Source organism: Streptomyces sp. NPDC091209 (assembly GCF_044757755.1).
Lineage (GTDB): Bacteria > Actinomycetota > Actinomycetes > Streptomycetales > Streptomycetaceae > Streptomyces.
Window position 1 is genome coordinate 120,654 of the sequence record NZ_JBIVVR010000010.1, and the last position, 26,707, is coordinate 147,360.

A 26,707-nucleotide genomic window follows, 5' to 3' on the forward strand; every position below is an offset into this window, starting at 1 on the left:
GGACTGCGGCCGATCGGCTAGATGACGCCCTGCTCGTGCAGGAGGGCGCGGGCCGCGGTGTCGAGGCCGAGGATTCCGCCGTACACCTCGTCGTTGTGCTGTCCCAGTTCCGGGCCGAGCGTGTGCACCGCGCCGGGGGTCCCGGACAGCCTGGGGGCGACGTTCTGCATCGGGAAGGAGCCCAGCTTGTCGTGCATCAGCCGGACGATCGTCTGCCGGGCCTCGAAGTGCGGGTCGGCGAACATGTCCTGCGCGGTGTACGTCAGCCCGGCCGGCACCCCGCTCTCGTGCAGGAGGTCGAGCAGCGCCTCGGAGTCCTGCTCCTGGGTCCACTCGGCGACCAGCTTGTCGAGCTCGGTCTGGTGCTCACCGCGGGCGGCATGGGTACCGAACCGCTCGTCGGTCTGCCACTCCGGCTTGCCCATGATCTCGGCCAGCCGGTTGAACACCGTGTCCCGGTTGGCGGCGATGAGGACGGCCGAGCCGTCGCGGGTCGGATACACGTTGCTGGGCGAGACGCCCGGCAGCACCGACCCGGTGCGCTCGCGCCGCGACCCGCTCAGCTCCCATTCCGGCAGGATCGACTCCATCATCGCCAGCACGGCTTCGTAGATCGCGGAGTCGACGACCTGGCCCCGGCCGGTGTGCTCACGGGAGAACAGGGCCATCACGGTGCCGAGCGCGGCGAAGGTGCCGGCCAGCGAGTCGCCGATCGAGATGCCGGTGCGGCTGGGCGCGCGGTCGGGTTCCCCCGTGATGTGCCGCAGGCCGCCCATCGCCTCACCGATGGAGCCGAATCCGGCGCGCCGGGAGTAGGGGCCGTCCTGGCCGTAGCCGGTGACCCGGGTGACCACGAGCCGGGGGTTCAGCTCGGCGAGTTCCGCGGGTCCGAGACCCCAGCGCTCCAGGGTGCCCGGCCGGAAGTTCTCGATGAACACGTCGGCCGTGGCGAGCAGGTCCCGGAGCAGCTGCTGTCCCTCGGGCCTGCGCAGGTCGCAGGTGATCGACTTCTTGTTGCGGGCGATGATCGGCCAGGTCAGCGAGAGGCCCTGCGGGAGGTTGCTCCCCCACTGCCGCATCGGGTCGCCGTTGCCGGGGTCCTCGGCCTTGATCACTTCGGCCCCGAAGTCGCCGAGCAACTGTCCGCAGAACGGCCCCGCGATGAGCGAGCCCGTCTCTACGACCCGCACCCCCGCCAAAGGCCCCTGGGCAGCCGCCGTCGCTTGCCGGGAGCCGCTCTGCTGGTCGTCAGCCATGGGATGTCCACCTCTCGCCCACATCACGCACATCGGGCACCCGTCGCCGGCTTGTACACAACTTCGGATTGCCGATCGAGGCCTCATTGCCTCTGCCCAGGCACCATAGCCCTTCCCTCGCTGAATGGACACGATGGATTGTGTGCAATCTCGCGTGGTGGACACCAGGTCGCGGCGCCTGCGTCCACGGGAGGGGGCCAGGGACGGCCGAGAGCGCCACGGACGAGATCAGCGCCACGCACGAAGCGAAGATCAGCCGTACCGGACGGCTGCGCTTCTTGCTCGGGTGCGGCAGCCGGCCGGCGGTCGGCGAGGCCGATCCTTCGACATCCGACATCGGTCACCGCCCGGGCCTCTGCCCCGTCCTGCGCGTTCCGGCATTCGCCCGGGTGCGGGCAGGTCGCTCGGCCCAACGGGTTGAACCCGGCGGCGCCTCGTCCGCGGCGGAGCACCGAGGCCCGAGGCTGAGCTGTGCTGTGGGAGCCGCGCCGAAGTGCCGGCGATGCCTCACCCGCCGCGGGCCGCCCCATTCGGCCCGTGTCGCCGAACCGCCGTCCCGGGGGCGCCGAGCCCGCCGGTCACGTCGGACTGATCGAGGAGGCCGGGGCCTGTGGCCGGATCCGGAAACGACAACGCACACACCCTGGCCGCACCGGTCGACCTCAACGGCACCGGGCACTACATCCACTGGGGCGTGGTGCAGATCTCCGTCGCCAACCTGGTGGTGATCGCCCTGATGGTCGTCATCTTCGCGCTCGCGCTGCTGCTGCCCTTCCCACACGGACGGCGCCGCGGATGAGCACCGACGCCCGGACTCCGGAGCACGGCTGGACGGCCGCGGTACGCCGCCGGCTGGTCGGGGCGCTGCCGCCGGAGAAACTGCTGCCCGACAGCCAGCCGGTCTACATGGCCTCGTGGGTGTACGTCTTCGGCGTCCTCACGGTCTCCTCCCTGGCCGTGGTTCTCGTCAGCGGGGGCCTGCTGGCCTTGAAGGGGCCCGCGTGGTGGCACGTCTCCTCGGTCGGGAAGTACGTCAACAGCCTGCACCTGTGGAGCGTCGAGCTGTTCATGTTCGTCCTGGTGCTCCACCTGTGGGCGAAGTTCTTCATGGCCGCCTGGCGCGGCCGGCGCGCCCTGACCTGGATGACCGGCGTGGTCATCTTCCTCACCTCCATCGGCACGGCGCTCTCCGGCTACGTGGTGCAGCAGAACTTCGACTCGCAGTGGATCTCGGACCAGGCCAAGGACGGCATGAACGCGGTGGGCATCGGCGCGTTCTGGAACGTCCTCGACTTCGGCCAGATGCTGATGTGGCACGTCGTGCTGTTCCCCCTCGTGATCTGTCTGCTCAGCGGATGGCACGTGCTGCTGGTACGGCTGCGCGGCATCGTGCCGCCCATCGACGCCCCGACGCCCGGCGCCGACCATGTCCCGCCCGAGCAGCAGGAGCGAGCGTGACCCGCGAAGCCCGCCGGACCGACACACCCGAGTCCTCGGAGTTCCCGACCCGGCCCTACGACCTGGTCAAAGAGGTCACCATCGCGTTGGTCCTGGTCGCCCTGCTGACCGTCGGGCTCGCCGCGCTGTTCTCCTCCCCCGACGACCCTCCCGTCACCCTCGGTTCCTGGTCGCGCGCCGACTCGGCCGACTTCACCGCCACCGCCGTGTCCGAGCTCGGCGGCACCAGCGGCACCGCGCAGTACGGCCCGCCGTACAACCACACACCGGGAGCCGGACAGAAGATCGGGCCGGTCAGTCTGCAGCGCCTCGCGGGCGTGCACATCCCGATCGATACCGCCGAGGACTTCGTCATCCAGCCGCTGCGCCGGGCTCCCGAGCCGCCCCTCGTCATCAAGGCCCTCGCGGTATGGAATGCCGCATCCCCGGGCCGGCAACAGGCGTGGACCTCCGCCTACTCCGACGCGCTGGGCAAAGCCCCGAACGGCAACCCCGCGCGGGTGGCCCCGGGCGCCTACGGCCCGGTCCCGGTCCTGATGGCCCGGCTGCTGGAACTCGCCCGGTCGGGCGCGCTCGACGGCGAACTGCTCACCGAGGGAAGCCAGTTCTACCAGACGGACTACACCCGCCCGCTGCTCTTCCTCGGCGACGGCAACTACTTCGCGGACCTCGCCCAGAGCCGGCACCTGGCCGGTGACCAGTGGGGCATGATGAACGAGACCGGCAACTATCCCGGCCAGCCCTGGCTGTGGCTCTACACCTTCTGGTACCAGATCGAGCCGTTCAAGAGCTCCGACAACGCCGATGCCCTGATCTGGGGACTGATGGCCCTGTTGAGCCTGGGTCTGATCCTGGTCCCCTTCATCCCCGGCGTCAGGTCGATCCCGCGGTGGACCCGGGTGCACCGGCTCATCTGGCGCGACTACTACCGCACCCAGCGGCCGCCCCGCTGACCCGGTCAGGTCCCGTTCGGCCGTCCACCGGCCGCGCGAGACGAGTGCCACCCTCTTGGCCATCGTGTCCCGGAGACCGCCGGACGGCCGACCTGTCGCCTCTGGGCCTGGGCGTCGTCGCCGATGGGGCGAACTCCTTGCGGGACGAAAGGATTTGCCCCTGCGACCCCTTGGCGAGGCGCCATCACGGCCTCAAAGCGGCGGCTGAGGTCGGCACGGCGACCGTGAGGCCACGACGACAGACCCTGGCAGGGACGCGATCCCACCCCGTACGCCGTGCAGCGCTGTTCGCCCGACTAGTCGTGAAGTCGCATTCGCAAAAGGCAGTAAGGAAACCACCACCGGTCAGGGCGCGCCTCCGGCGGAGGTGCGTTGTCAGTGGGCCGGCCGGGCTCCGGACCCGTATTTGCAGACGTGGAACGGGACTTGCCGTCCGTCCGGTCAAGTGCGCCGTAAACAAGGGTGCGCCGATCCGTCGGCCCGCCAACGACGGTACCGTGTGCGGCAGTCGATCGCCTGTTCCGCGATCACTGACCCACGAGGGGTTCCATGAAACACCGCCGCCCGCGGCAACGAGGAAAAGTGATCGCCAGCGCGGTCAGCACGGCCAGTGCGATCGCCGTCGCCTTGGGTGCGGGGATGACGACGCCGGCGATGGCCGCCGAGACGACGCACGGCAAGCCCGAGACCCCCGAGGCCACGCCCGACCCGAAGGCGCCCTGGGCGCCCGAGAACGACGAGGCTCCCAGCCAGTACAAGGCCGTCGGCCCCACCACCTTCTCGGCCAACACCCTGAAGTCGTCCCCGCTCAAGCTCACCCTTCCCGCGCCGACCGGAAGCCACAGCGTGGGCATGGTCGGCCTGCACCTGGTCGACAAGTCGCGTACGGACCCGTACGTGGCCGGCACGAAGCGCGAGCTGATGGTCTCGCTCTGGTACCCGACCGCCTCCCCCTCCGGGCACTACCAGGCACCGTGGATGCCGTCGCTCTCGGGCGCGCGCTTCCTCGCCTCGCGCGGCCTGTCGCCGCAGCAGGTGACCCTGCCGACGACCGCGGGCCATGTCCTCGCCCCGGTGGACACCAAGCTCGGCAAGCTGCCCGTCCTGCTGTTCTCTACCGGGCTGCACTCCGACCGCGCGATGGGCACCGCGCTCGTCCAGGACCTCGCCAGCCGCGGCTACCTCGTCGTCACCGTCGACCACACCCACGACGCCAACGAGGTGCAGTTCCCGGGGAACCGGGTCGAGACCAACCGGATGCCGGCCGGATCGCACTCCTCCGACACGCTCAAGGTGCGCGCGGCCGACATCAAGTACGTCATCGACCAGCTCGGCACGCTCAGCAAGGGCGGCAACCCGGACGCCGGAAAGGCCACGCTCCCCACCGGTCTGACGAAGGCCGTGGACATGTCCCGTATCGGCATGTTCGGCTGGTCACTGGGCGGTGCCGCGGTCGACACCGCCATGCAGCTCGACCACCGCATTGCCGCCGGCGCCAACCTGGACGGACAGTTCTTCGGCACGGCGCCGAGCAAGGACCTGGACCGCCCGTTCATGCTCTTCAGCTCCGGCACCCACAACCGCAACACCGACAGCTCCTGGCGCACCATGTGGTCGCACCTCAAGGGCTACCGGGTCGACATCCAACTCCACGGCGCGGCCCACCTCGCGTTCAGCGACAACGAGGCCATGGTCCACCAGGAGGCGGGCCTGCTCGGGCTCTCCCAGGCCCAACTCCAGCAGCAGTACGGCACGATCGACCCGAACCGCGCGATCGCCGTCCAACGCACGTACCTCGCCGCCTTCTTCGACCAGACGCTGCGCAAACAGCACAGCACCCTGCTCGACGGGCCGGACAAGAAGTACCCGGAGATCTCCTTCGTCCGCTGACCGCGCGTCCCCAGGGCGGGCTCCGTTGAACGGGGTCCGCCCTTCGATGTGGCCGGGAAACACCACACTCGTACAACAGTAGTACGAAGCTGTGACGGAGATGTGTTCCCCGGACACTAGAGTGACAGTTCGACCTATCGAACTCTTCTGCGCTAGGCGCCCATTGAGAGAGGAACCGCTGCCCTGCCCACCGAGTCCCGGGCGCCGCGCCGACACCGAGTCCGCCGCCGCGCCGACATGCCGCTCCTCGGCGGTGTGCGCCCGCCGATCGTCCTGCTCGTCCTGCTGCTTCTCGCGGTCGCCGTCCTGACCGTCGTCGGCCTCGGTGACGTCCATTCCGAGCGTGTGCCGCCGGCCGTGCTGAACTCGGAACAGCAGATCGCCGCAGACACCGCGCTGTCGGTGCGTACCACGATCGACGTCGAGGCGAGCACGGTACGCCGTACGGCCGAGGCCTACACCGCGACCGGCACCCCGACACCCGCGAGCACGCTCAAGGCGCTGACCGCCGCGAACAAGGCGGACCTCGGCGGCGCTCTGCTCGACGCGCACACCGGCAAACTGCTGGCGTCCGGTGGCGAGTCGGTGTCGCTGGCCGGGGTGGACGCCGCACAGCTCACGTCCGGGCGCGGCGGGATCCCGCCCCGGCTGGTGACCTCGAACGGGGCGCGGCGGCTGCTGTACTTCGCCAGGGTCACGCTGCCCGCGCAGGCCGTGGACGCGAACCAGGACCAGAACCAGGTCCCGACCGAGCGGCAGTGGCTGCTGGTGGTCTCCGAGGCGCTCCCCGCCCTCACGACGTTCGGCGACGGGCGCACCGCCCAAGTGCTGGACGCGAGCGGCAAGGCGCTCGTCACCACGTCCCGCGGCGTGGCGTCGCCGGCCGTGGCCGACAGCGCTCTGCCCGGGACGGCGTCCCGCGCCGCGAGCGCGTCGGGCCGGGACTCCGACGCCTCCGGAAGCCTGACGGGCTCCGCCACGGGCGTTCGGCCCACGGTGGCCGGCTGGGCCCAGGTCGCCTCGACGACCGGTCCGGGCGACACCGACGGCCTCGGCCTGGTGGTCCTCACCTCCCGCGCGGTGCCCGCCACCACAGCCGCCGCCGACTACTCGAGCTTCGCGCTCGAGGCCGCGGGGGCGCTGGCCGGTATCGCGCTGCTGCTCGGGCTGGTGCTGAACCTCCTCGTGCAGCGCCCGCTGCTGCGGCTGTACCTGTCCGCCGGACGCCTGGCCCGGGGCGCGACCGAGGACGGGCCGGCCGAGACGGCGGAGCTCTCCCGGCCCGTCCCGGTACACGGCTTCGGGGAACTGGCCCGGATCGGACGGGCGTTGGAGTCACTGCGCCGGCAACTGCTCGGCGAGAGCGGCCCGCAGGAGTTCCCGGCACCCCGCGGACCGGGCTACCGGGCGCTGGCCGCGTTCGTCCTGCTGCTGGTGGCCGGCTGGGCGGTACCGATGATCTTCGTACTGAACCGGGCGGACACCGCGACCTCGGTTCCGGCACCGGTCATCGCCAACCAGCAGGCGCGCGCCGAGCTCGCGGCGAACCGTGTCCGGCAGTCGCTGGACCAGTCATACGCCGACCTGAGCGACGTGGCCACAAGCCTGCCGGGCAAGAACCGGGCCGCCCAGACCGACGATCTGCGGCACGCTCTCACCAAGCACAAGCAGTACCGCTCGCTCTACCTCCTGGACCGCTCCGGCGCCATCACCCTCCGGGTCGGAGACACACCGCTGCGCACCCTCGTCCATGTACCCGACGGCGGCGGGGTCACCACGGTCAACACCTCGGGCCGGATACCGGCCATCGCCGCCTACGCCCAGGTCCGGGCGGTCAAGGGCAAGACCGGGGCGGCCGGCGTGGTCCTCTTCGGCGAGATCGACGTGAAGACGCTCAACTCCACCCTGGCCAGACCCCATCTGGGCAGCGTGTGGGTCACGGACGCCGACTGCAGGGTGCTGGCGGCGAGCCTGGGCTACCGCGCCTTCCAGGCGCTGCCCGACGCCGGCCTGACCCGCCTCGCCCGGGCCGCGCAGAGCGCCCCCGGCACCGCGGGCACCGCGACGTCGACGGTGCTCTCCTCGTCCTCCGGCCCCTCGGTCGACGCCGCCGCGCCGCTGGCTCAGAACGGCCCGACAGCACGCCTCGGCTGGCGCGTGGTGACCGCGGAGCCCGCGGCGGCGCTCCAACTCCCCGCGGTGCAGGCCCAGCAGCGCACCATGCTCGCCGGGATCCTGGGCCTCGCGTTCGGCGCGGCCTGCCTGGGCTGGCTGCACGTCGTGGTGTTCCGGCCGCTGCGATCGGTCGCCGCGCTCATCGAGAAGCTCGCGGGCGGGGACCGCCGTACCGTGCTGCACCCGGTCAACCACGACGAGGTCGGCTCGGTCACCCGCAGCCTGGAGCTGATCCGCCAGGCCCTGGCGGAACGCGGCCGGGCGGACAGGTCCGCACAGCCCGCCGACCTCTTCCAGTCGTGGCCCGAGAACACACTCCAGCGGTAGAAGAACGGATTCGGCGTGCTCTTCCTTTATGTCATCGTCCTGCTGTGCTGCGCCGCGCTGTGGGTCGCCGGAATCGTGGAACAGAGGCGGCACTTCGACTCGCTGAACCAGATACCGACACGGGTGCTGGTCAACGGCATCCGCGGCAAGAGTTCGATCACCCGGCTGTGCGCGGGCGCGCTGCGCGGCGGCGGCCTGGTCACGGTGGCCAAGACCACCGGGACCGCGGCCCGGTTCATCCATCCGGACGCCACCGAGGAGCCGGTCTACCGCAAGTTCGGGCTGTCCAACATCGTCGAGCAGATCGGCATCGTGCGGCGGGCGGCGACCTACCGCCCGCACGCCCTGGTGATCGAGTGCATGGCGGTGATGCCCGCACTGCAGGAGATCAACCAGGAGAAGCTCATCCGCTCCACCATCGGCGTCCTGTGCAACGTCCGCGAGGACCATCTGGAGGAGATGGGGCCGACGTTGGACGACGTGGCCCGCTCGCTCTCCCGCTCGATGCCGATCGGCGGGGTGTGCGTGACGGCGGAGAAGGACCGTCTGCACATCCTCCAGCAGGAGGCCGACAAGCGGAACTGCCGTCTGGTCTCGGTCGATCCGGAGTCGGTGAGCGACGCCGAACTGCGCGGCTTCAGCTGGTTCACCTTCAAGGAGAACGTGGCGATCGCGCTCGCCGTCGCCGAACTGCTCGGTGTGGAACGGCAGACCGCGTTGCAGGGCATGTGGGACGCACCCCCCGACCCGGGCGTGCTGTCGGTGGAGCGCTACGTCACGCCCGAGGGCAAGCGGCTGCGCTTCGCCAACGTCTTCGCGGCCAACGACCCCGAATCGACGCTGATGAACGTCAAGCAGCTCAAGGATCTGGGCGCGATCAGGCAGCCGCTCAACGTGATCATCAACTGCCGCCCGGACCGGGTGGAACGCAACGGCCAGATGGGCACGATCGTCCCCGACCTCGCCCCGGAGGCGGTCTTCCTGATCGGCCACCCGACCAAGAGCGCCCGCGACGCCATCCCGGCCGGCTTCACCGGGCGGGTGGTGGACCTCGGTGGCGACCGCCGGGACCCCGAGGAACTGACCGCGGCGATCCTCGCCGAACTCGGCCCCGTCGCCTCGCTGGTCGCGATCGGCAACATCCACGGCCAGGGCGAGCTGTTCCTGGACTGCCTCGCCGAACTGCCGCTGGACGACTCCGAGGACGAGCTCGCCGCCGTTCCCGCCGGCGACGGCCTGGACCAGGAGACGATGCAGTTCGCGCTTCCCCGCCAGATGGCGCTGTCCCGGCCCCCCGCCCCCGAGCCGTACAGCTGGGTGGCGCCGCTGGAGACGACGCACTCCTTCCACGTCCCGGGACAGCGCGAGCTCGCCCGCCGGTTCGCCGCCCGCCACGACCGCACCGACGGCGAGCGGACCGAGGACGACCTGCACCACGCCTACGATCCCCACCAGTCTCCGAGGAACCGTTAGTGATCCCCGCCAACCTCACCGCACAGACCGCCGCGCTCGGGATCGCCCTCGGGCTGGTCTTCTCGCTCGTCTGCTACCTGACCACCAACCTCTCGCCCGGGGGGATGATCACCCCTGGCTGGATCGCCCTCACGCTCGTCACCGACGTGCAGATGGCGGCGCTGATGGTCGGCGTCTCGGCGCTGACCTACTTCATGACGAAACTGCTGCAGCGCACGGTGATCCTCTACGGCAAGCGGCTGTTCGCCGCCGTGGTGCTGTGCGCGGTACTCATGCAGACCACCGTGATGCTCGCCCTCAACCACGAGTTCCCCCTGCTGTACACGTCACAGACGCTCGGCTTCATCGTCCCCGGTCTGGTCTCCTACCAGATGGTCCGCCAGCCGCTGGGGGCCACCCTCATCTCGACCACGGCGGTGACGCTGGCCACGTATGTGGTACTGATCGTCGGGCTGTTGCTCGGCGCCCTCCCCACCGCCTGAGCTAGTCTCCGCCCTCAAACCCACACTCTCAAGGAGCACCGGCCATGCACTCTCAACCCCACGGCAGGCGCAACGGTCCGACTCGGCGCGCCGTGCTCGGGACGGTCGCGGGCGTGGCGGCCGCCGGGGTGGCCGGCGCTTACGCCTGGAACCGCCACGGGCACGGAGGCGCCGACAGCAGCGGCGTCGGCGGCAACGGCGCCGACAGCGGCGTGAGTTCCCGGTCCGGGAGCCACACCTTCGAGCGGCTGTCCGACCCCGGCCGCACCGTCGTCCGCGGCTCCGACGGCGACACGCTCGCCACCTTCACCGACGGTGCCCGTACCGCCGTACTCGCCGGGCCCACCCGCCACTTCAGCGAGGCACGGACCACCACCTCCAAGGTGACCACGAACGCCTGGGTACGGGTGCTGCCGCACACGTGGCAGCAGGGCATGGAGAAGTCCGCCTGGTTCAAGGGCTGGTTCGGCAAGACGCTCGGCGACACCGCACCGGACGTCTTCGCCGTGGCGTTCGAGTACAGCAGCGCCGGGGCGCCCGACAAGCACAACGGCGCCGGCGTGCGCTACGCGGGCACCGCGCACTTCGGCCCGCGCAACCAGGAGGTCAGCAGCCCCCTGGACTTCGCCTACCACGACGAGCAGTCCGACTTCTACGACTATCTGGGCACCCCCTGGACCTTCTCGGACGGCACGAGGGCGCAGCCGGAGCAGGCCCGTTACGGCGATGTCGACTGCTCCGGCTTCCAGCGCCTGGTGTGGGGCTACCGCATGGGTCTGCCGCTGCACAACACCAACACCAAGGGCGCCGGCCTGCCGCGCCGCGCCTTCGCCATCGCCGCCTACGGTCCCGGCAGCCTGGTGATCCCCCACACCAATACACAGCCCACCGAACTGGGCATCCTGCAGCCCGGGGACCTGGTCTTCTTCGCGATCATCAAGGACCGGCCGAACTTCATCGACCACTGCGGCATGTACCTGGGCCTCGACGACCAGGGCCGGCACCGCTTCTACTCCAGCCGCTCCGCCGCCAACGGCCCGACCATGGGCGACCTGTCGGGCCGCTCGCTGCTGGACGGCACCGACTTCTACGCCCGCGGGTTCAGGGCGGCCCGCCGCCTGTGAACACGCCGCCTCACCCGTCCGCTGATCCGAGGACCATCGTCATGGCCACCATCCCCGCCGCCCAGCCCACCGGCGCACGCCGAAGCCGACGGGCCAACGACCGTCGCTCCGTCCGACCGGAAGCCGTCCAGCGCTGGGAGCACCCGGCACTCGCCGCGGTGCTGGTCACCGCCCTGGTGCTGTACTCCTGGGGCATCGGGCACGCAGCGCTCCACCCCTTCTACGGCGCGGCGACACGGTCGATGGCCGGGAGCTGGCGCGCCTTCCTCTACGGCGGGCTCGACGCCAGTGGTTCGATCACCATCGACAAGCTCCCCGGCGCGTTCTGGCCCGAGGCCGTCTCCGTCTGGCTCTTCGGCCCGCACACGTGGGCGGCCGCGCTTCCGCAGGTCGTGGAGGGCGTGCTCACCGTCTGGCTGCTGCACCGGATCGTACGGGTCTGGGCCGGGCCCTTCGCCGCGCTGATCGCCGCGCTGGCGCTCACTCTGACCCCGGTCACCGTGGTCCTCACCCGGGCCACCATCCCGGACACCGCGCTCACCCTGCTGCTGGTGGCGGCCGCCGGAGCACTGCAGAAGGCGGTGCGCACCGAGCGGCTGCAGCCGCTGATCATCTGCGGGGTCTGGGTCGGGCTCGCTTTCCAGGCCAAGATGCTGCAGGCGTGGCTGGTGCTGCCGGTCTTCGCCCTGGTCTATCAACTCGTCGCGCCCGGAACGCCGTTGAAGAGGGCCCTGCGGTCGGCGTCGGCCGGTGCGGTCGCGCTGGCGGTCTCCTGTTCCTGGGTGCTGCTCGCCTGGGTGACACCGGCCGCCGACCGCCCGTACCTCGACGGAACGTCCAACAACAGTCCGTTCGCCCTCGTCTTCGGCTACAACGGCATGAGCCGCTTCAGCGGCAACGCGACCGCGTTCGGTGCCGTCGCGGGAACCGCCGCCAGCCGCACGAGCGGCAACACCGGCTGGACGATGCTGATCAACCACACGGTCGGTCCCCAGGTCGCCTGGTTCCTGCCGCTCGCCGTGCTCGCCGGGGTGCTGGGCGTCGTCTGGCGCGCCGGGCAACCGCGGACCGACCCGCTGCGCGCGGGATTTCTGCTCTGGGGCGGCTGGCTGGCCATGCACGCGCTGGTGTTCAGCGCCTCCAACGGCAACCACGCCTACTACACCGCCGTCATCGCCCCGGCGATCGCCGCGCTGGTCGGGGGCGGCCTCCAGCTCTTCCGCTCGGAGTACGACGGGGGCGGCCGACGGCGCGTGGCGCTGCCTGCGGCGATCGTGCTGACGACGGTGTGGGCGCTGGTGCTCGACTGGCCCACCCGCTTCGTCTCCTGGCTGCTGCCGATCGCCGGGATGCTCGCGATATGCGGCGCGGCGGGCCTGTGGATCCGCGGGCCCCGCACCGCCCCGCGGATGGTCCACAGCGCCCTCGCCGCCGGGATCGCGGCCATGCTGGTCGTCCCGGCCGGCTGGGCCTTCGCCTGCCTCGACCCGCTGTACGCGGGCGCCTCCACCTCGCCGACGGCCGGTCCGGTCGGTCTCGCGTACGACGCGGCCGTCCAGCACCACCGCGCCGTCGCCAGAGTGGGGCTCGACCAGCCGAGCGCCCGTGACACCGCCCTGCTCCGCTACCTCACCGCGCGCCGCCACGGCGAGAAATTCCTGCTCGCCACCCAGGCCGCCTACTCCGCCGAGCCCCTGCTGCGCGCGAAGTCCGAGCCCCTGCTCGTGATGGGCGGCTTCACCGGCCTCACCCCCTACCCGAGCGCCCGGCAGCTCGGCACGCTCGTCACGACCCACCAGCTCCGCTACGCGCTGCTCACCACGAAGCGCCCCGGCACGGCCGCCACGACCTGGGTGAAGTCCCACTGCACCCGCGTCCGGCCCTCCGCCTACGGCCGCCGCGCCGACGGCTCCCTGTCCCTCTACGACTGCAACCCGAAGGGGTGAGATACCCGGCCCTCGCGGCCGTCCCGGCTCGGGGATCTCCCTCTCGCCGCCTCCCTCGGTGAGCTCGCCGCCCACCTCGGTCAGCCGGGCGGCCGAGATCCCTTGCGCACCCGATCGTCGTCGCCCGCCGACGCGGTCGGGGAAGCCGGTCGCCGACGGGTCGCGGGCGGGTCCCCGGGAACGGCTCAGGGGCCGTTTCGGATTTCCCCAAAACGGCCCCTGACCTGCGACTTCGAAAAGTCGGGACGACAGGATTTGAACCTGCGACCCCTTGACCCCCAGTCAAGTGCGCTACCAAGCTGCGCCACGTCCCGATGCTTTCACCCGCGGTGACCCGCGTGATCGTGCGAACAGAACTTTACCCCACGCCGGAGACTGCTCCGCAGGGGGACGGGGCGCGCGACAATCGGCGTATGACCGGGACATCTGAGACGCGGCGGGACGGCGGGCGTGATCGGGACACCGAGGGGCGGGCGCGGAACGCCCGCCCCCGCGACGGACTGGGGCGCCCCCTGCCGTACGGCGTGGACGGGGTGGAGCGGCAGCCGGAGGGCGTCGTGCGCGGCCCCGGGGAGACGGTCGCCGAGGCGCAGGCGCTGCTGGACGCGGGCAGGCCGTTCCACGCGCACGAGGTCTTCGAGGACGCCTGGAAGTCCGGTCCGCGGGACGAGCGCGGGCTCTGGCGGGGACTGGCCCAGCTCGCCGTGGGGCTCACCCACGCGGCCCGCGGAAACGCGACGGGCGGCGCACGGCTGCTGCGGCGGGGCGCCGGGGCGGTCGAGGAGTGGACATCGGGGACCGGCCGGCCGCGGCCGCACGACCTGGACCTCACGGAACTCAGCGTCTGGGCCCGGGAGTTGGCGACGGTCGTGGAGCGCGACGGCGGGCGGGTCGACGCGGCGGCGGCGTCGCCACGGCTGCGCGGCCGGGGCGCCTGACGAGGGCACCCCTCGGCACCCGCTCTCGTACGCCCCACTGCCCGGCCCGGCACCGCCGGGTGCGGTGCGTCCACTGTCAGTGGCGTACGGCAGACTCCGGGTGTGCGAAAGATTCATGTCATCGGCATCGGAGCGGGCGACCCCGATCAGCTCACGCTGCAGGCGGTCAAGGCGCTGAGGAGCACGGACGTGTTCTTCATCCTGGACAAGGGCGAGGTGAAGTCGGACCTCGTCCAGCTCCGACGCGACATCCTCGACGCGCACCTGCCGGAGGGGGCGTTCCGCCTGGTCGAGGCCCGCGACCCGGACCGGGACCGCACCGCGGGCGGCTCGGCGTACTCACCGGCCGTCGGGGACTGGCGCAGCGCCCGTGCCGCCGTCTACGAACGGCTGATCACCGAGGAGCTGGGCGAGGGCGAGAGCGGCGCGTTCCTGGTGTGGGGTGATCCCGCTCTGTACGACAGCACGCTCGGCATCCTGGAGGAGATCCTGGACCGGGGCGCGGTGGAGTTCTCGTACGACGTGGTGCCCGGCATCAGCAGTGTCTCGGCGCTCGTCGCCCGGCACCGCACGGGCCTGAACCGGGTCGCCCAGCCGGTGCAGATCACCACTGGGCGGCGCCTCGCCGAGGGCTTCCCGGAGGGGGTGGACGACGTGGTCGTGATGCTCGACGCCCATCAGACGTTCCGGCGGTACGCGGACGAGGACATCGACATCTACTGGGGCGCCTACATCGGCACACCCGACGAGATCCTCGCCTCCGGTCCGCTGGCCGAAGCGGCTCCCCGTATCGAGCGGTTGCGCGCCGAGGCCCGGGAGCGCAAGGGCTGGATCATGGACACCTATCTGCTGCGCAGGAATCCGGGACGCTAGGGACGCCCCGTTCCCCCGTACGCCGGGCGGGTCGCCCCGCATGCACGGGGAGCCCTGCGGTGCGAGGGTGACGATTGTGACGATCACGGAGGACACGGCGCCACCCGCGGCGGGGGCACCAGGACCGCCGGTGCTGGACAACCGCCGCCGCAACATCGTCTTCGCGACGATCGTGCTGGGCATGCTGCTCGCCGCGCTCGACCAGACGATCGTGGGAACCGCGCTGCCGACGATCGTGTCGGATCTGGGCGGCGCCGCGCACATGTCGTGGGTGGTGACCGCGTACCTGCTGGCCGAGACCGTGGCGACGGTGCTGGTCGGCAAGTTCGGCGACCTGTTCGGCCGCAAGGTGGTCTTCCAAGCGTCGGCCATCATCTTCATCACCGGTTCGTTCCTGTGCGGGCTCGCCACGAACATGACCCTGCTGATCGCCTGGCGGGCGTTGCAGGGCATCGGCGCGGGCGGTCTGATGGTGACCTCCATGGCCCTGATCGCGGACGTCATCCCGCTCCGCGAGCGGGGCAAGTACCAGGGCGCGATCGGTGCCGTCTTCGGTGTGGCCACGGTCATCGGGCCGCTGCTCGGCGGTCTGTTCACGGACCATCTGTCGTGGCGCTGGGCGTTCTACATCAACGTGCCCCTCGCGATCGTCGTCGTGATCGCGGCGGCCCGCACCATCCCCGTGGTGAAGTCGGTGACCCGGCCGGTCATCGACTACCTGGGCATCGCGCTGGTCGCGGTCGGCGCCAGCGCCCTGATCCTGGCGACGAGTTGGGGCGGCAACGAGTACGCCTGGGGATCGCCGGCCATCATCGGCCTCTTCGTGGGCGGTCTGGTGGCGCTCGGCCTGTTCTGCTGGGTGGAGACGCGTGCGGCCGAACCGATGCTGCCGATGCGGCTGTTCTCCAACCCGGTCTTCACGGTCTGCTCGATCCTCAGCTTCATCGTGGGGTTCGCGATGCTCGGCGCGATGACCTATCTGCCGACGTATCTGCAGTACGTGGACGGGAACTCGGCCACGCTCTCGGGTGTGCGCACGCTGCCGATGGTCCTGGGCCTGCTCATCGCGTCGGTCTTCAGCGGCAACGTGGTCAGCAAGACCGGGCAGTACCGGATCTTCCCCATCGTCGGCTCCCTGGTGATGGCGGTCGGGCTGTATCTGATGTCACGCATGGGACCGGGCACGGGGGCCTGGCTGGAGTCCCTGTACATGTTCGTGTTCGGCACCGGGATCGGGCTGTGCATGCAGGTGCTGACGATCGCCGTGCAGAACACCGTCGAGTACACCGACCTCGGCACCGCGACGTCCGGGGTCACCTTCTTCCGTACGCTGGGCAGCTCGTTCGGTACGGCCGTCTTCGGCACGATCTACACCAACGCGCTGAAGCCCAACCTGGCCGACGGGGTCAGGGCCGCCGCCGAGACCGGCGCGGCCGGGCCCGTCGTCATCGCCAAGGCCGCGCAGAGTCCGGAAGGGCTCCACCGGCTGCCGCCCCAGGCGGCCGCACCCATCGTCGACGCGTACGCCGACACCATTCACACAGTGTTCCTGTGGACGGTTCCGGTCGCGCTCCTCGGCTTCGTCGTGGCGCTCTTCCTCAAGCAGGTGGAGCTGCGCGACAGCGCGCGCATGGGGTCGACGGACATGGGCGAGGGCTTCGCGTCGCCGTCCACCGCGGACTCCCAGCGGCTGCTGGAGTTCTCGGTCGCGAAAATCATCGGCACCACGGAGGTGGACACCGCGCGCCGGATCGTCTCCGACTCCGACACCCGGCTCGATGTGGCGGGCGCCTGGGCCGTGATGCAGGTGGAGCTGCTCACCCGCATGGTCGGTCACGCCAACCTCGCGCTGATCGCGGCCCGGCGCCATCTGCCTCCCGAGGTGCTCGTCCCGGTGTTCAACCGCATGGTCGAGGAGGGCTATCTGACCCGGCACGGCTCGCTGTTCTCGCACACCGCGGCGGGCGAGCGCGAGGCACGGGTGATCAGCGAGGCCTGGGGGCGCTGGCTCGCCGGGCGCGTGGAGCAGGATGTCGGCCGCCCGTCCGGAGCGGAACTGCGCGCCGCCGTCGACGCCATCGCCAAGCGTCTGCTGGTCGAGGATCTGACCCAGGGTCTGCCCGACCGGACCCCGGAACTGGCGTCGGCCACCACGAACTGACCGGCCGTGCCCGGCACGACCGCGAACAGCCCTACACCTGGGCCCAGTTGAGACCGGTGGACGAGAACGAGGTGCCGCGGACCGTGCCGCTGATCCGCCCGCCGCTCAGTTCGGACCGAGGGTCGGCGTGTCCAGCAGGGCCAGTGCCGACGCGACGTCCGGTACCGCGCGCAGCCCCTTCGGCAGGGGCGGACGGCGTACGACGACCACGGGGAGGCCCAGCTCGCGGGCGGCGGTCAGTTTGGCCGCCGTCGCGGCTCCGCCGCTGTCCTTGGTCACCAGGACGTCGATGCGGTGCCCGAGCAGCAGGCTCTTCTCGTCGTCCGCGGTGAAGGGCCCGCGCGCGAGCAGGACTTCGGTGTCCGGCGGCAGCGGCGGCTCGGGGGCCTCCACCGAACGTACGAGAAAGTGGAGCCCGTGGAGCTCCGCGAAGGCCGCGAGGCCGAGGCGGCCGGTGGTGAGGAAGACGCGGCGGCCCACCCCGGGCAGCAGCGCGGCGGCTTCGGCGAGGGAGCCCACCGGGTGCCAGCGGTCACCGGGGGCCGGGCGCCAGCCGGGGCGGCGCAGCACCACGGCGGGAGTCCCGGTCGCCGCCACGGCCAGGGCCGCGTTCGCGGTGATACCGGACGCGAAAGGGTGCGTCGCGTCGACCAGGGCGTCCACCCGGTGCTCGCGCAGCCAGTGCGCGAGTCCGTCCGCCCCGCCGAACCCCCCGGTCCGTACGTCCCCTTCGAGCGCTCCCGGCCGGGACACCCGGCCCGCCAGCGAAGTCGTCACGCGCACGCCGGGGCGCGCGGCCAGCTCGGCGGCGAGTTCGCGGGCCTCGGTGGTGCCGCCGAGGACGAGGACGTGCGGGGACATGGACCGAGCGTACGGGGTACGGGGCGGGGGACCGCGGGCGCCCGGGAGGTCGGGAGGTCTGGAGTCAGCGGAGCAGCAGTTGTACCCCGCCGACCACCGTCGCCGCGATCACCAGGCGTTCGAAGAGCAGTTGGTTGATGCGCTTCACCGCCCACTTCCCGAGGAACGCCCCCGGCACGACGAAGACGGCCAGGGCCGCGTCAAGGAGCAGCGAACGGCCGTTGATCAGGCCGAGGCCCGCGCTGAAGGGCAGCTTGGAGACGTTGACGATGAGGAAGAAGAAGGATGAGGTGCCGAGGAAGCCGAGCTTTCGGAAACCCGCCGAGAGGAGATACATCGACATGACCGGGCCGCCCGCGTTGGCGACCATGGTGGTGAACCCGCCGAGCACACCGTAGGAACGTGCCCTGACGCGGCCCGCACGGGTCACGACGGAGTCGGGTTCCTCGTCCTGGGCGGCGGCCCGGCGGCGCCACAGGGTGATCCCGGTCATCAGCAGCAGGGTCGCGCCGATCGAGGTCCGTACGACCCCGTCGTCGGCCCACACCAGGAACACCGTGCCGAGGACGACACCGGCGGCGACCGCCGGGAACAGGCGCAACAGGGTGGGCCAGTGGGCGTGGCGCCGGTAGGTGGCGACGGCGAGCACATCGCCGACGATCAGGAGGGGCAGCAGGACACCGGTCGAGGCGCGGGCGGGCAGTACGGCGGCGAAGACCGCCAGACTGACCGTGTTGGCGCCGCTGACGGCGGTCTTGGAGAAGCCGACGAGCAGCGCCGCGGCGGCCAGCGCGGCGAACTCCCCCGTCGATATGTGCCAGAGCGTCATCATGTTCATGCGGAGGCCGATGTTATGCCCACGCAACTCGCCCGGGTGAGGAGGGTCCCGCGAGGTGGTCCGCGGGGCACCCGGTGTACCGGGCGGGCGGTTCCGGTCGGGGCGTCAGTGGCGCTCGACCAGGACCGCGCTGCCCTGCCCGACGCCGACGCACATGGTGGCCAGCCCGCGCTCGGCGCCCGTACGGCGCATCCGGTGCAGCAGCGTGGTGAGGATGCGGGCGCCCGAGGCGCCGAGCGGGTGGCCCAGCGCGATGGCGCCGCCGGTCGGGTTGACGAGGTCGGGGTCGATGCCGAGGCGGTCCACGCAGGCGAGGGCCTGCGCGGCGAACGCCTCGTTGAACTCGGCCTCCTGGATGTCCGCGACGGTCCAGCCGACACGTGCGAGCGCCTTGTGGGTGGCGGGCACGGGGCCGATGCCCATGACATCGGGATCGACGCCGGCCGAGGCCCCCGCGGCATAGCGTCCGAGCGATTCGAGACCGAGTTCGTTCAGGGCTTCCTCGCTGACCAGCAGGAGACCGGCGGCGCCGTCGTTCATCGGCGAGGCGTTGCCCGCGGTGACCGTACCGCCGGCCCGGAACACGGGCTTGAGGCGGGCCAACTTGTCGAGCGAGGTGTCCTCCCGTACGCATTCGTCGCTGTCGACGATCACGCCGTCGGGACGCTCCACGGGGAGCAGTTCGGCGTCGAAGCACCCGTTCTTGCGGGCGTCCGCGGCGCGCTGGTGGCTGCGGAGCGCGAACGCGTCCTGCCGCTCGCGCGAGACGCCGTACCGCTCGGCGACCTCCTCCGCGGTCTCCCCCATCGACAGGACGCCGTGCAGGTCCTTCATCGCCGGGTTGACCAGCCGCCAGCCGAGCCGGGTGTCGACGGTCTCGATGCGGTGCGGCAGCGCCTCGTCCGGGCGGGGCAGGACGAACGGGGCCCGGCTCATCGACTCCGAGCCGCCGGCGAGCACGATGTCCGCCTCGCCGGAGGCGATGGCGCGGGCCGCCGTCGTGACGGCTTCGAGGCCGGAGGCGCAGAGCCGGTTGACGGTGGCGCCGGGCACGCTGTCGGGCAGTCCGGCGAGCAGCGCGGCCATCCGGGCTACATTGCGGTTGTCCTCGCCGGCCTGGTTGGCGGCGCCCCAGTAGACGTCGTCGATACGGGCGGGGTCGAGCGTGGGCACCTCGGCGACCAGGGCGCGGATGACGCTCGCGGCGAGGTCGTCGGGCCGCACGGAGGACAGGGCCCCGCGCAGCTTGCCGATGGGCGTGCGGCGGGCGGCCGCGAAGTGGACGGGACGCACGACAGGACTCCTGACGGACACCGGAAGCGGTTACCGGAGACGGACACCGGACAGTGATCAGCACCACATTAATTAGCACTGCTAGTTTTGGACTATAACCCCACTACGGGCCCTTGGGAAGATCCCTCCCGCGACCGGTATCAGCCCCTCCGTCCCGGATACCCCAGCCCGCACGGCGCCGCACACCCCACCCTCGTGTTCGCACCGGTTCACCCGCGGGCGAAGATCGACGAAGCCGTCCGCCGCCTTCCGTACACATGCTCGACCACGGGCGCGGCCGGTCGGGCATCATGGCTTCGTCGGGCGGCGAATGAGGGGTACACGAATGGACCGGAGCGCACACCTTCCGGAGGAGCCGACAGCACCGCAGTTCCGGCTGGACGCCCTGCTGGAGGACCTGCAGGACCAGGTGCAGCGTGTGCGCGGCACCCAGAACCGGGTGCACACCCTCCTCGAAGCCGTTCTCGCGATCGGCAGCGACCTGGACCTGGACGTCGTTCTGCGGCAGATCGTGGAGTCCGCCGTGCAGCTCGTCGACTGCCGCTACGGAGCCTTGGGCGTCCTCGGCGACGAGGGCGGCATCAAGCAGTTCATCACGGTGGGGATCGACGAGGAGACCATCGCCCGCATCGGGAACTACCCCCGCGGAGAAGGCATCCTCGGCCTGCTCATCCGCGAGCCGCACGCGCTGCGGCTCCCCGTCCTGAGCGACCATCCGGACTCCGTCGGATTCCCGCCCGGTCACCCCCCGATGACGACGTTCCTCGGCACCCCCGTGCAGGTCCGCGGCAAGATCTTCGGGAATCTGTACCTCACGGAGAAACACGGCGGAGCCGAGTTCGACGCCGAGGACGAGGCGGTGCTGCGCACACTCGGCGCGGCGGCCGGTGTGGCCATCGACAACGCCCGGCTCTACGACGACGCCCGCCGCCGCGAGCGCTGGCTGTCCGCGAGCAGCGACCTGACCCGCACCCTGCTGTCGGGGGCCGATCCGGTCGAGGTCCTGCACACGTTCACCGCGACGGTCCGGGAGCTGTCCGACGCGGATCTGGTGACCCTGGCGGTGCCGGTGACCGGCACCACGGACCTGGTCATCGAGTCCGCCGAAGGACGCGACGCCGACCAGGTGCGGGGGCTGGCCCTGCCCGACGGGACGAGTCTGGCGGCCAAGGTGTTCACCTCCGGTGAGCGGATCGTCAGTCCATCGCTCAGCGAGGACCCGCGCACCGGGACGGGCAGCGCGTCGGTGCTGGAGCTCGGTCCGGCGTTCGTGATCCCGCTCGGCACCCAGGAACGGGTGCGCGGCGTTCTCCAGGTCGCGAACCGGCAGGGTGGCACCGTGTTCCCGGACGCCACCATCGACATGATCGCCGGGTTCGCCGGTCATGCCGCGCTGGCCCTGGAGATCGCCGAACACCGCCGCGACGCCGAGCAGTTGCTCGTGCTCAACGACCGTGACCGCATCGCGCGCGACCTGCACGACCTGGCCATCCAGCGGCTCTTCGCCAGCGGACTGAGCCTGCAGTCGGTGCTCAACCGTCTCTCGGACCGGCCCGAGGTGGCCGAACGCGTCCAGCGGGTGGTGGACGACCTCGACGACACGATCAAGGTCGTACGCTCCACGATCTACGCCCTGCGGGAGAGCGACCGGGCGGGATCCACGGGTCTGCGCGCCCGGCTCGTCACCGAGGTGGGCCGCGCGGCCGAGACCCTCGGCTTCTCCCCCTCCCTGCGCATGAGCGGCCTGCTGGACACCGACGTGTCCGACGAGCAGCGGGAACACGTGGTCGCGGTCCTGCGCGAGGCCCTGTCCAACGCGGCCCGGCACGCCCACGCCACCGCCGTGGAGGTCACGGCCGAGGCCACCGCCACCACGCTGCGGCTGCGGGTGGCGGACAACGGCCGTGGCATGGGCCCCGACGTCACCCGCCGCAGTGGTCTCGGCAACATCGGCACCCGCGCCGAACACCTCGGCGGAACCTGCGCCCTGACGGCCGGTGAGCCGAGCGGCACCGTCCTGGAGTGGACGGTACCGCTGCACCACGACGACCCGGCCTGACCGACGACGACCCGGCCTGACCGACGACGGCCCGGCCTGACCGACGACGGCCCGACCGACCGCGGCCTCCGCTGCCGGCCCCCGGCCCGAGCCGCTTCGGTACCCGCCGCCGCGCCGTCACGCGGTCGCGCCGGGCCCTGACCCGCGCACGGCCCGGGTCAGGTTCCGGGCTCGCGTTCAGTGCTGGTCGGCCGGGGCGGGGCTGTCGTCGATGAAGCCGCCCGACTGGTGGCGCCACAGCTTCGCGTAGGCGCCGTCCGACGCCAGCAGTTCCTGGTGCGTGCCCTGTTCGACGATCTTCCCGCGGTCCAGGACGACGAGCCGGTCCATGGTGGCGACCGTGCTGAGCCGGTGTGCCACCACGAGCGCCGTGCGCTTCTCCATGAGCCGCCACAGCGCCTGCTGGACAAGGATCTCGCTCTCGGAATCGAGGGCGCTGGTCGCCTCGTCGAGCAGCAGGATCGGCGCGTCGCGCAGGATCGCGCGGGCGAGCGCGACCCGCTGGCGCTGGCCGCCGGAGAGCTTGATGCCACGCTCTCCGACCATGGTGGCGAAACCGTCCGGCAGCGCGTCGGCGAACTCCGTGACGTGCGCCGCCTCGGCCGCGCGGCGGATCTCCGCCTCGGTGGCGTCCGGCCGGGCGAAGGCGATGTTGTCCCGCAGGGTGCGGTGGAACATCGCCGGGTCCTGCGGGACGTAGGCGATCAGGCTGCGCAGGTCGGCCTGGCGCAGCTTGCTGATGTCCTGGCCGCCGATCAGGATGCGGCCGCCGTCGATGTCCGTCATCCGCAGCAGCAGCCGGGTGAGCGTGGTCTTGCCTCCGCCGGACCGGCCGACCAGTCCGATCCTGGAACCGCTCGGTACGACCAGTTCGAGCCCGGTGAACAGCGGCTTCGCCCCGCCGTGGGTGAAGGTCACCCCTTCGAAGCGGACGTCGGCGGCGCGGGACCGCAGGGGCTCCGGAGCGACCGGGTCGAGCACGGTCGGCGGCGACATCAGCAGTTCGGTGAACTGGGCGGCCTCCGTCATCGAGCTTTCCAGGCGCCGGTAGATCTGGTTGAACTCGAACATGATCCGGGTCGCGTTGGCGTAGTACGTGAAGGCGACCACGACCGCCTCCACGCCGTGCCCGCCGCCGCCGAGCGTGATCGCGAGCAGCAGGCCGAGCGCGTTGGTCAGGACGGACATCGGCGCGACGAACGTGTCGATGCGCAGGTTGCCGTAGTCCCAGGACCGCAGGGTGAGCCGCCGCGACACCGCGACGCGGGAGCGGTGCTCGGCCGCCTCGCGCTCCTCCGCGGCGAAGGCCCGGACGGTGTCCATGTTCATCAGGCTGTCGGCGACATGGCCCGAGACCAGGGCGATCGCCTCCTCGCGCTGGTCGACGAGTGCCTGGCGGCGCCGGATGAGCGGCACCACGCACACCCCCGTCACGGCGATCATGACGAGGAGTCCGACGACGAGCAGCGGTTCGTAGCGCCACAGCACCACCGACCCGAACAGGAGCGGTACGAGGCTGCCCACGACCTGGAACGTCATCGTGTCGACGAATTCCTCGAAACGGGAGGCGAAGCTCAGCACCCGCTTGGTCAGCGAACCGGCGAAGTTGTCGTGGAAGAACGAGGCGTCCTTGGCGAACAGTTCGTCCATGCCGATCACGTACAACTGCTCGATACCGAGGGCGTCGAGGCGGTTCAGGCAGTGCAGACCGAGGCGCCAGAAGGCCTCCGCGAGCAGCAGGACGCCGCCGAAGGCGAGGACGTAGGGCAGCGCGGCGCCGACGGAGACACCGCCGCCGTCGCCCGCGATACGGCCGACGAGCTTCGCGACGATGAGGGGCGCGATGTAGCTGATGCCGATGTTGCCCAGCGCCGGCATCAGCATCGCGGGCACCGTCAGCCGTCGGAGTCTGCGCAGCTCCCTTCCGTAGTAACGAAGTGCGAGGAGCACCGAGCCCCTGCGGGGTAAGGCCTTGCGCGCTTCAGGAGATGCCATCCCAACCCTGTGTCGTCGTACGGCTGCCCGCCACGCCTCGCGCGGTTCACGAAGACGCCGATGGATGTACGCATAGGGGCAGGCCAGGACTGTCAGTGTCCCGTGACGGCGGCCACACGGTCCAAGCGTTTTTCTCGGCCATCGGGCCGTCCCGGACAGCGGTACGACCTCGGCCGGAGGGAGTGGCGGACCACCGCGGACGACGGTGACCGGGTACGACGGAGGCCGTTTCCTCAGTGTTGAGGAAACGGCCTCCGAACCACGACTCAAAAAGTCGGGACGACAGGATTTGAACCTGCGACCCCTTGACCCCCAGTCAAGTGCGCTACCAAGCTGCGCCACGTCCCGATGCCCGTCTGACCTGGGGTTTCCCCTGGCTGGACGTGCACGGAAACAATACCGCACTCACGACGGTGGTCGCGCACCCGTTTTCGCCGTACCGGTCGCCGTCCGCCCGGGTCCCGCCGCCCGGGTCCGGGCGGAGGAGCGGTCCGGAAGACGACCGGTTCCCGCTTCACCCGGCTCGGCTGCTGTCCCGTCGCGCCGGTTCGAGCGGTGCGCCGGTCGTGGTGGTCCGCGGCCGGGGCACGGGGCCGTCGACGCGCTCCAGGTTGCGTATCGCGGGCACCGAGAGCAGGGCCGTGCAGACGACGAGTGTCATGACGCCGGCTATGAGCAGGACGTTGTCGGCGCCGAGGGCCGCGGCGGCGGGCCCCGCGAGCGCCTGGCCGACGGGCAGCATCGCGAGGGAGCCCGCGACGTCGTAGGCGTGGATGCGGTTGAGGACGTCGGGTGCCACCTGCGTCTGCACACTGGTCGCCCACATCACACCCCAGAGCGACATGCCCGCGCCTGCGATCACCGCTCCCGCCGACATGGCGGCCACGCCGAGTCCCGCGCCGACGGACGCGGGAAAGCAGGCGAAGGCGAACAGGGCGAGGGAACCGGTACGCAGCATGCGGCGCGGGCGCAGTCGCAGTGCGACGAGCCCGCCGACGACCGTGCCGGCGCCGAGGGCGGAGTTGATCAGCCCGTAGGCGCGGGCTCCGTGCTGCTGCACCACCTCGGTCGCCACCAGGGGAACGGTCGGGCCCCAGGTGGAGATCATGTAGACGCACCAGATCACGATGACGCCCCACAGCCAGGTGCGGGATCTGAACTCCCGCCATCCCTCGGCGAGATCGGCCTTGAAGCTGTCGCTCTGCGCCCGGCTTCCGGGGGCGGCCGGGGGCAGGCGGAGCAGCAGCAGGCACACGGCGCTCAGCGCGAAGGTGCCGGCGTGGGCCACGAAGACCCCTCCGGCGGAGGCGAACGCGACCAGCAGACCCGCCAGGGCGGGCCCGGCGAGCTGGGCGGCGGACTCGGCGATCCGGATCGCGCCGTTGGCTCCCTGGATGTCGGTGGCGAGGCGTGGCACGGTGCTGGCGACGCCGGGCTGGAAGACCGCGCCGGCCACGCCGTTGACCGCGCCGATCACGCAGATCTGCCAGAGGACCACATGGCCGGCGAAGAAGAGGGCGGCGGCGATCGACTGGGCCACCAGTCGCACGAGGTCGGCGCCGATCATCAGTTTGCGGGTGCTGAACCGGTCGGCGATCACTCCGCCGAAGATCACCAGTGCGGCGAAGGGAGCGGCCGAAGCGGCCATGGCGAGGCCGACGGCGCCCACCCCGTAGCCGTACTCCAGCAGTCCCGCGGCGAGGGCCACCGGCAGCATGGTGTCGCCGAGCCGGGCGAGGGAACGCGCGACGAAGAACAGGGCGAAGTCGCGCGACCAGACGGGCCGGGGCGGCCGCTCGACGAGGACACCGGGGCGCCCGCCACCCGAACCCATCACCCCGGACGCACCGCCCCACCACCGCCCCGGGCCACGTCTCCTCATACCGCCTCCCGCCGAGGCGCTCCCCGCCGAGCGGCCCCTTGCCGGGCCACCTCGTGCCCAGCAAGCCCGGCCGAGCCGTCGTCCGCTGAGCCGTCCCGTGCTGCCGGGCCGTCGTCCTGCACGCGGCCTCCCGCAGAACCGCCGACCGCCGCGCCACCCCCCGCGGCCGAGCCGTCGTCCGCCGCGCGATCCGGCGGCTCCTCGTGCAGTGGCTCCTCGCCCGATGACGTCATGGTCATCCCGCTCACGCCCCTCCCCTGACCCACGGCTCCCCCCACGAAGCCGCCCGTCCCGATCACTTCTGCGCGGATCATGCCACGGGGTACCGAGCGCGCAGGGGCCGTTTCAGTCGGCGGACGGGAGCCCCAACTCGGGGTGGGCGTCGATCAGTCGGGGCGGGGCCGCCTGACGCCACGAGTCGGCCAGGATGTCGCGGAGTTCGTCGTCGTCCGCCAGGGCGGCGAGCCGGGCCCGGACCCAGGCGAAACCGGCCTCGTGGTCGGCGATCCAGAACTTCCCCGGCTCGGCCAGGACGAGTTCGTCGCGCTCCTCCTTCGGGCAGCGCACCGCGATGGAGGTCTCCGCCTCGGGCAGCGTGGCGAACATCTTTCCCGCCACCCGGAAGGTGGGCATGCTCCAGGCGATCTTCTCCGTGGTGTCCGGCAGGGAGAGGGCGATACGGCGTACGTCTTCGGCATCCGGCATGAGACGCACGGTAGCCAA

General features: G+C 71.3%; 20 protein-coding genes and 2 tRNA genes. 13 read left to right on the forward strand and 9 right to left on the reverse strand.

The features are described from left to right. Nucleotides 1-17 precede the first annotated feature (17 nt). Nucleotides 18-1,256, reverse strand: a complete 1,239-nt coding sequence (locus tag ACIQRL_RS27775) for a CaiB/BaiF CoA transferase family protein (RefSeq protein WP_401336676.1) — start codon at nucleotides 1,254-1,256, stop codon at nucleotides 18-20. Between the two features lie 610 nt (nucleotides 1,257-1,866). Between ACIQRL_RS27775 and ACIQRL_RS27780 the strand changes: the two genes are divergently transcribed. The 9 genes from ACIQRL_RS27780 to ACIQRL_RS27820 all read left to right on the forward strand — a co-directional run bounded on the left by ACIQRL_RS27780 (nucleotide 1,867) and on the right by ACIQRL_RS27820 (nucleotide 13,084). Further along, nucleotides 1,867-2,055 (forward strand): hypothetical protein, encoded by a 189-nt coding sequence (locus ACIQRL_RS27780; protein WP_401336679.1) that lies wholly within the window; start codon nucleotides 1,867-1,869, stop codon nucleotides 2,053-2,055. Next, complete coding sequence (locus ACIQRL_RS27785) at nucleotides 2,052-2,714, forward strand: cytochrome b N-terminal domain-containing protein (RefSeq protein ID WP_401336682.1); 663 nt, start codon at nucleotides 2,052-2,054, stop codon at nucleotides 2,712-2,714. Before ACIQRL_RS27780 ends, ACIQRL_RS27785 begins: the two co-directional genes overlap by 4 nt. Next, nucleotides 2,711-3,667, forward strand: coding sequence for a hypothetical protein (locus tag ACIQRL_RS27790; protein WP_401336685.1), 957 nt, complete (start codon nucleotides 2,711-2,713; stop codon nucleotides 3,665-3,667). The genes ACIQRL_RS27785 and ACIQRL_RS27790 overlap by 4 nt, the downstream gene beginning before the upstream one ends. 582 nt (nucleotides 3,668-4,249) lie before the next feature. Further along, nucleotides 4,250-5,557, forward strand: coding sequence for an alpha/beta hydrolase family protein (locus ACIQRL_RS27795; protein WP_401336687.1), 1,308 nt, complete (start codon nucleotides 4,250-4,252; stop codon nucleotides 5,555-5,557). Between the two features lie 255 nt (nucleotides 5,558-5,812). Next, on the forward strand, nucleotides 5,813-8,059 hold the full coding sequence (locus ACIQRL_RS27800; RefSeq protein ID WP_401336690.1) for a HAMP domain-containing protein: 2,247 nt from the start codon (nucleotides 5,813-5,815) through the stop codon (nucleotides 8,057-8,059). A 15-nt stretch (nucleotides 8,060-8,074) separates the two neighbouring features. Continuing rightward, on the forward strand, nucleotides 8,075-9,532 hold the full coding sequence (pgsB, locus tag ACIQRL_RS27805) for a poly-gamma-glutamate synthase PgsB (protein ID WP_401336692.1): 1,458 nt from the start codon (nucleotides 8,075-8,077) through the stop codon (nucleotides 9,530-9,532). Beyond that, the gene (locus tag ACIQRL_RS27810) at nucleotides 9,532-10,014 is read left to right on the forward strand and encodes a poly-gamma-glutamate biosynthesis protein PgsC/CapC (protein ID WP_401336694.1); all 483 of its coding nucleotides are present in this window, start codon (nucleotides 9,532-9,534) and stop codon (nucleotides 10,012-10,014) included. Before pgsB ends, ACIQRL_RS27810 begins: the two co-directional genes overlap by 1 nt. A 44-nt stretch (nucleotides 10,015-10,058) precedes the next feature. Next, on the forward strand, nucleotides 10,059-11,138 hold the full coding sequence (locus tag ACIQRL_RS27815; protein WP_401336696.1) for an NlpC/P60 family protein: 1,080 nt from the start codon (nucleotides 10,059-10,061) through the stop codon (nucleotides 11,136-11,138). Nucleotides 11,139-11,179: 41 nt separating this feature from the next. Beyond that, the gene (locus tag ACIQRL_RS27820; protein ID WP_401336697.1) at nucleotides 11,180-13,084 is read left to right on the forward strand and encodes an ArnT family glycosyltransferase; all 1,905 of its coding nucleotides are present in this window, start codon (nucleotides 11,180-11,182) and stop codon (nucleotides 13,082-13,084) included. 240 nt (nucleotides 13,085-13,324) lie between these two features. Here the strand turns inward: ACIQRL_RS27820 and ACIQRL_RS27825 are convergent. Next, nucleotides 13,325-13,398: transfer RNA gene (locus tag ACIQRL_RS27825), tRNA-Pro, on the reverse strand. Nucleotides 13,399-13,497: 99 nt separating this feature from the next. Here ACIQRL_RS27825 and ACIQRL_RS27830 point away from each other — a divergent pair. The 3 genes from ACIQRL_RS27830 (at nucleotide 13,498) to ACIQRL_RS27840 (ending at nucleotide 17,056) form a co-directional block, all read left to right on the forward strand. Continuing rightward, nucleotides 13,498-14,022, forward strand: a complete 525-nt coding sequence (locus ACIQRL_RS27830) for a DUF309 domain-containing protein (protein ID WP_401336699.1) — start codon at nucleotides 13,498-13,500, stop codon at nucleotides 14,020-14,022. 102 nt (nucleotides 14,023-14,124) lie between these two features. After that, the gene (gene cobF / locus ACIQRL_RS27835) at nucleotides 14,125-14,895 is read left to right on the forward strand and encodes a precorrin-6A synthase (deacetylating) (protein WP_401336700.1); all 771 of its coding nucleotides are present in this window, start codon (nucleotides 14,125-14,127) and stop codon (nucleotides 14,893-14,895) included. Between the two features lie 76 nt (nucleotides 14,896-14,971). Continuing rightward, nucleotides 14,972-17,056 carry an MDR family MFS transporter gene (locus tag ACIQRL_RS27840; protein WP_401336702.1) on the forward strand — a complete coding sequence of 695 codons (2,085 nt, stop codon included), beginning with the start codon at nucleotides 14,972-14,974 and terminating at the stop codon, nucleotides 17,054-17,056. A gap of 105 nt (nucleotides 17,057-17,161) precedes the next feature. Here the strand turns inward: ACIQRL_RS27840 and ACIQRL_RS27845 are convergent, their stop codons facing one another. The 3 genes from ACIQRL_RS27845 to ACIQRL_RS27855 all read right to left on the reverse strand — a co-directional run bounded on the left by ACIQRL_RS27845 (nucleotide 17,162) and on the right by ACIQRL_RS27855 (nucleotide 20,048). Next, the gene (locus ACIQRL_RS27845) at nucleotides 17,162-17,917 is read right to left on the reverse strand and encodes a cobalt-precorrin-6A reductase (protein ID WP_401336703.1); all 756 of its coding nucleotides are present in this window, start codon (nucleotides 17,915-17,917) and stop codon (nucleotides 17,162-17,164) included. 64 nt (nucleotides 17,918-17,981) lie between these two features. After that, complete coding sequence (locus ACIQRL_RS27850; protein WP_401336705.1) at nucleotides 17,982-18,755, reverse strand: sulfite exporter TauE/SafE family protein; 774 nt, start codon at nucleotides 18,753-18,755, stop codon at nucleotides 17,982-17,984. Nucleotides 18,756-18,860: 105 nt separating this feature from the next. Beyond that, nucleotides 18,861-20,048, reverse strand: coding sequence for a thiolase family protein (locus ACIQRL_RS27855; protein ID WP_401336707.1), 1,188 nt, complete (start codon nucleotides 20,046-20,048; stop codon nucleotides 18,861-18,863). A gap of 325 nt (nucleotides 20,049-20,373) precedes the next feature. Here ACIQRL_RS27855 and ACIQRL_RS27860 point away from each other — a divergent pair, with 325 nt between their 5' ends. Then, on the forward strand, nucleotides 20,374-22,107 hold the full coding sequence (locus ACIQRL_RS27860; RefSeq protein ID WP_401336709.1) for a GAF domain-containing protein: 1,734 nt from the start codon (nucleotides 20,374-20,376) through the stop codon (nucleotides 22,105-22,107). Between the two features lie 177 nt (nucleotides 22,108-22,284). Here the strand turns inward: ACIQRL_RS27860 and ACIQRL_RS27865 are convergent, their stop codons facing one another. From ACIQRL_RS27865 to ACIQRL_RS27880, 4 genes are all read right to left on the reverse strand, one after another. Continuing rightward, nucleotides 22,285-24,057, reverse strand: a complete 1,773-nt coding sequence (locus ACIQRL_RS27865) for an ABC transporter ATP-binding protein (RefSeq protein WP_401336710.1) — start codon at nucleotides 24,055-24,057, stop codon at nucleotides 22,285-22,287. A 319-nt stretch (nucleotides 24,058-24,376) separates the two neighbouring features. Beyond that, nucleotides 24,377-24,450, reverse strand: a tRNA-Pro gene (locus tag ACIQRL_RS27870). Nucleotides 24,451-24,616: 166 nt separating this feature from the next. Next, nucleotides 24,617-25,936 carry an MFS transporter gene (locus tag ACIQRL_RS27875; RefSeq protein ID WP_401337030.1) on the reverse strand — a complete coding sequence of 440 codons (1,320 nt, stop codon included), beginning with the start codon at nucleotides 25,934-25,936 and terminating at the stop codon, nucleotides 24,617-24,619. Between the two features lie 393 nt (nucleotides 25,937-26,329). Further along, nucleotides 26,330-26,689, reverse strand: coding sequence for an MmcQ/YjbR family DNA-binding protein (locus ACIQRL_RS27880; RefSeq protein WP_401336712.1), 360 nt, complete (start codon nucleotides 26,687-26,689; stop codon nucleotides 26,330-26,332). Nucleotides 26,690-26,707: the final 18 nt, after the last annotated feature.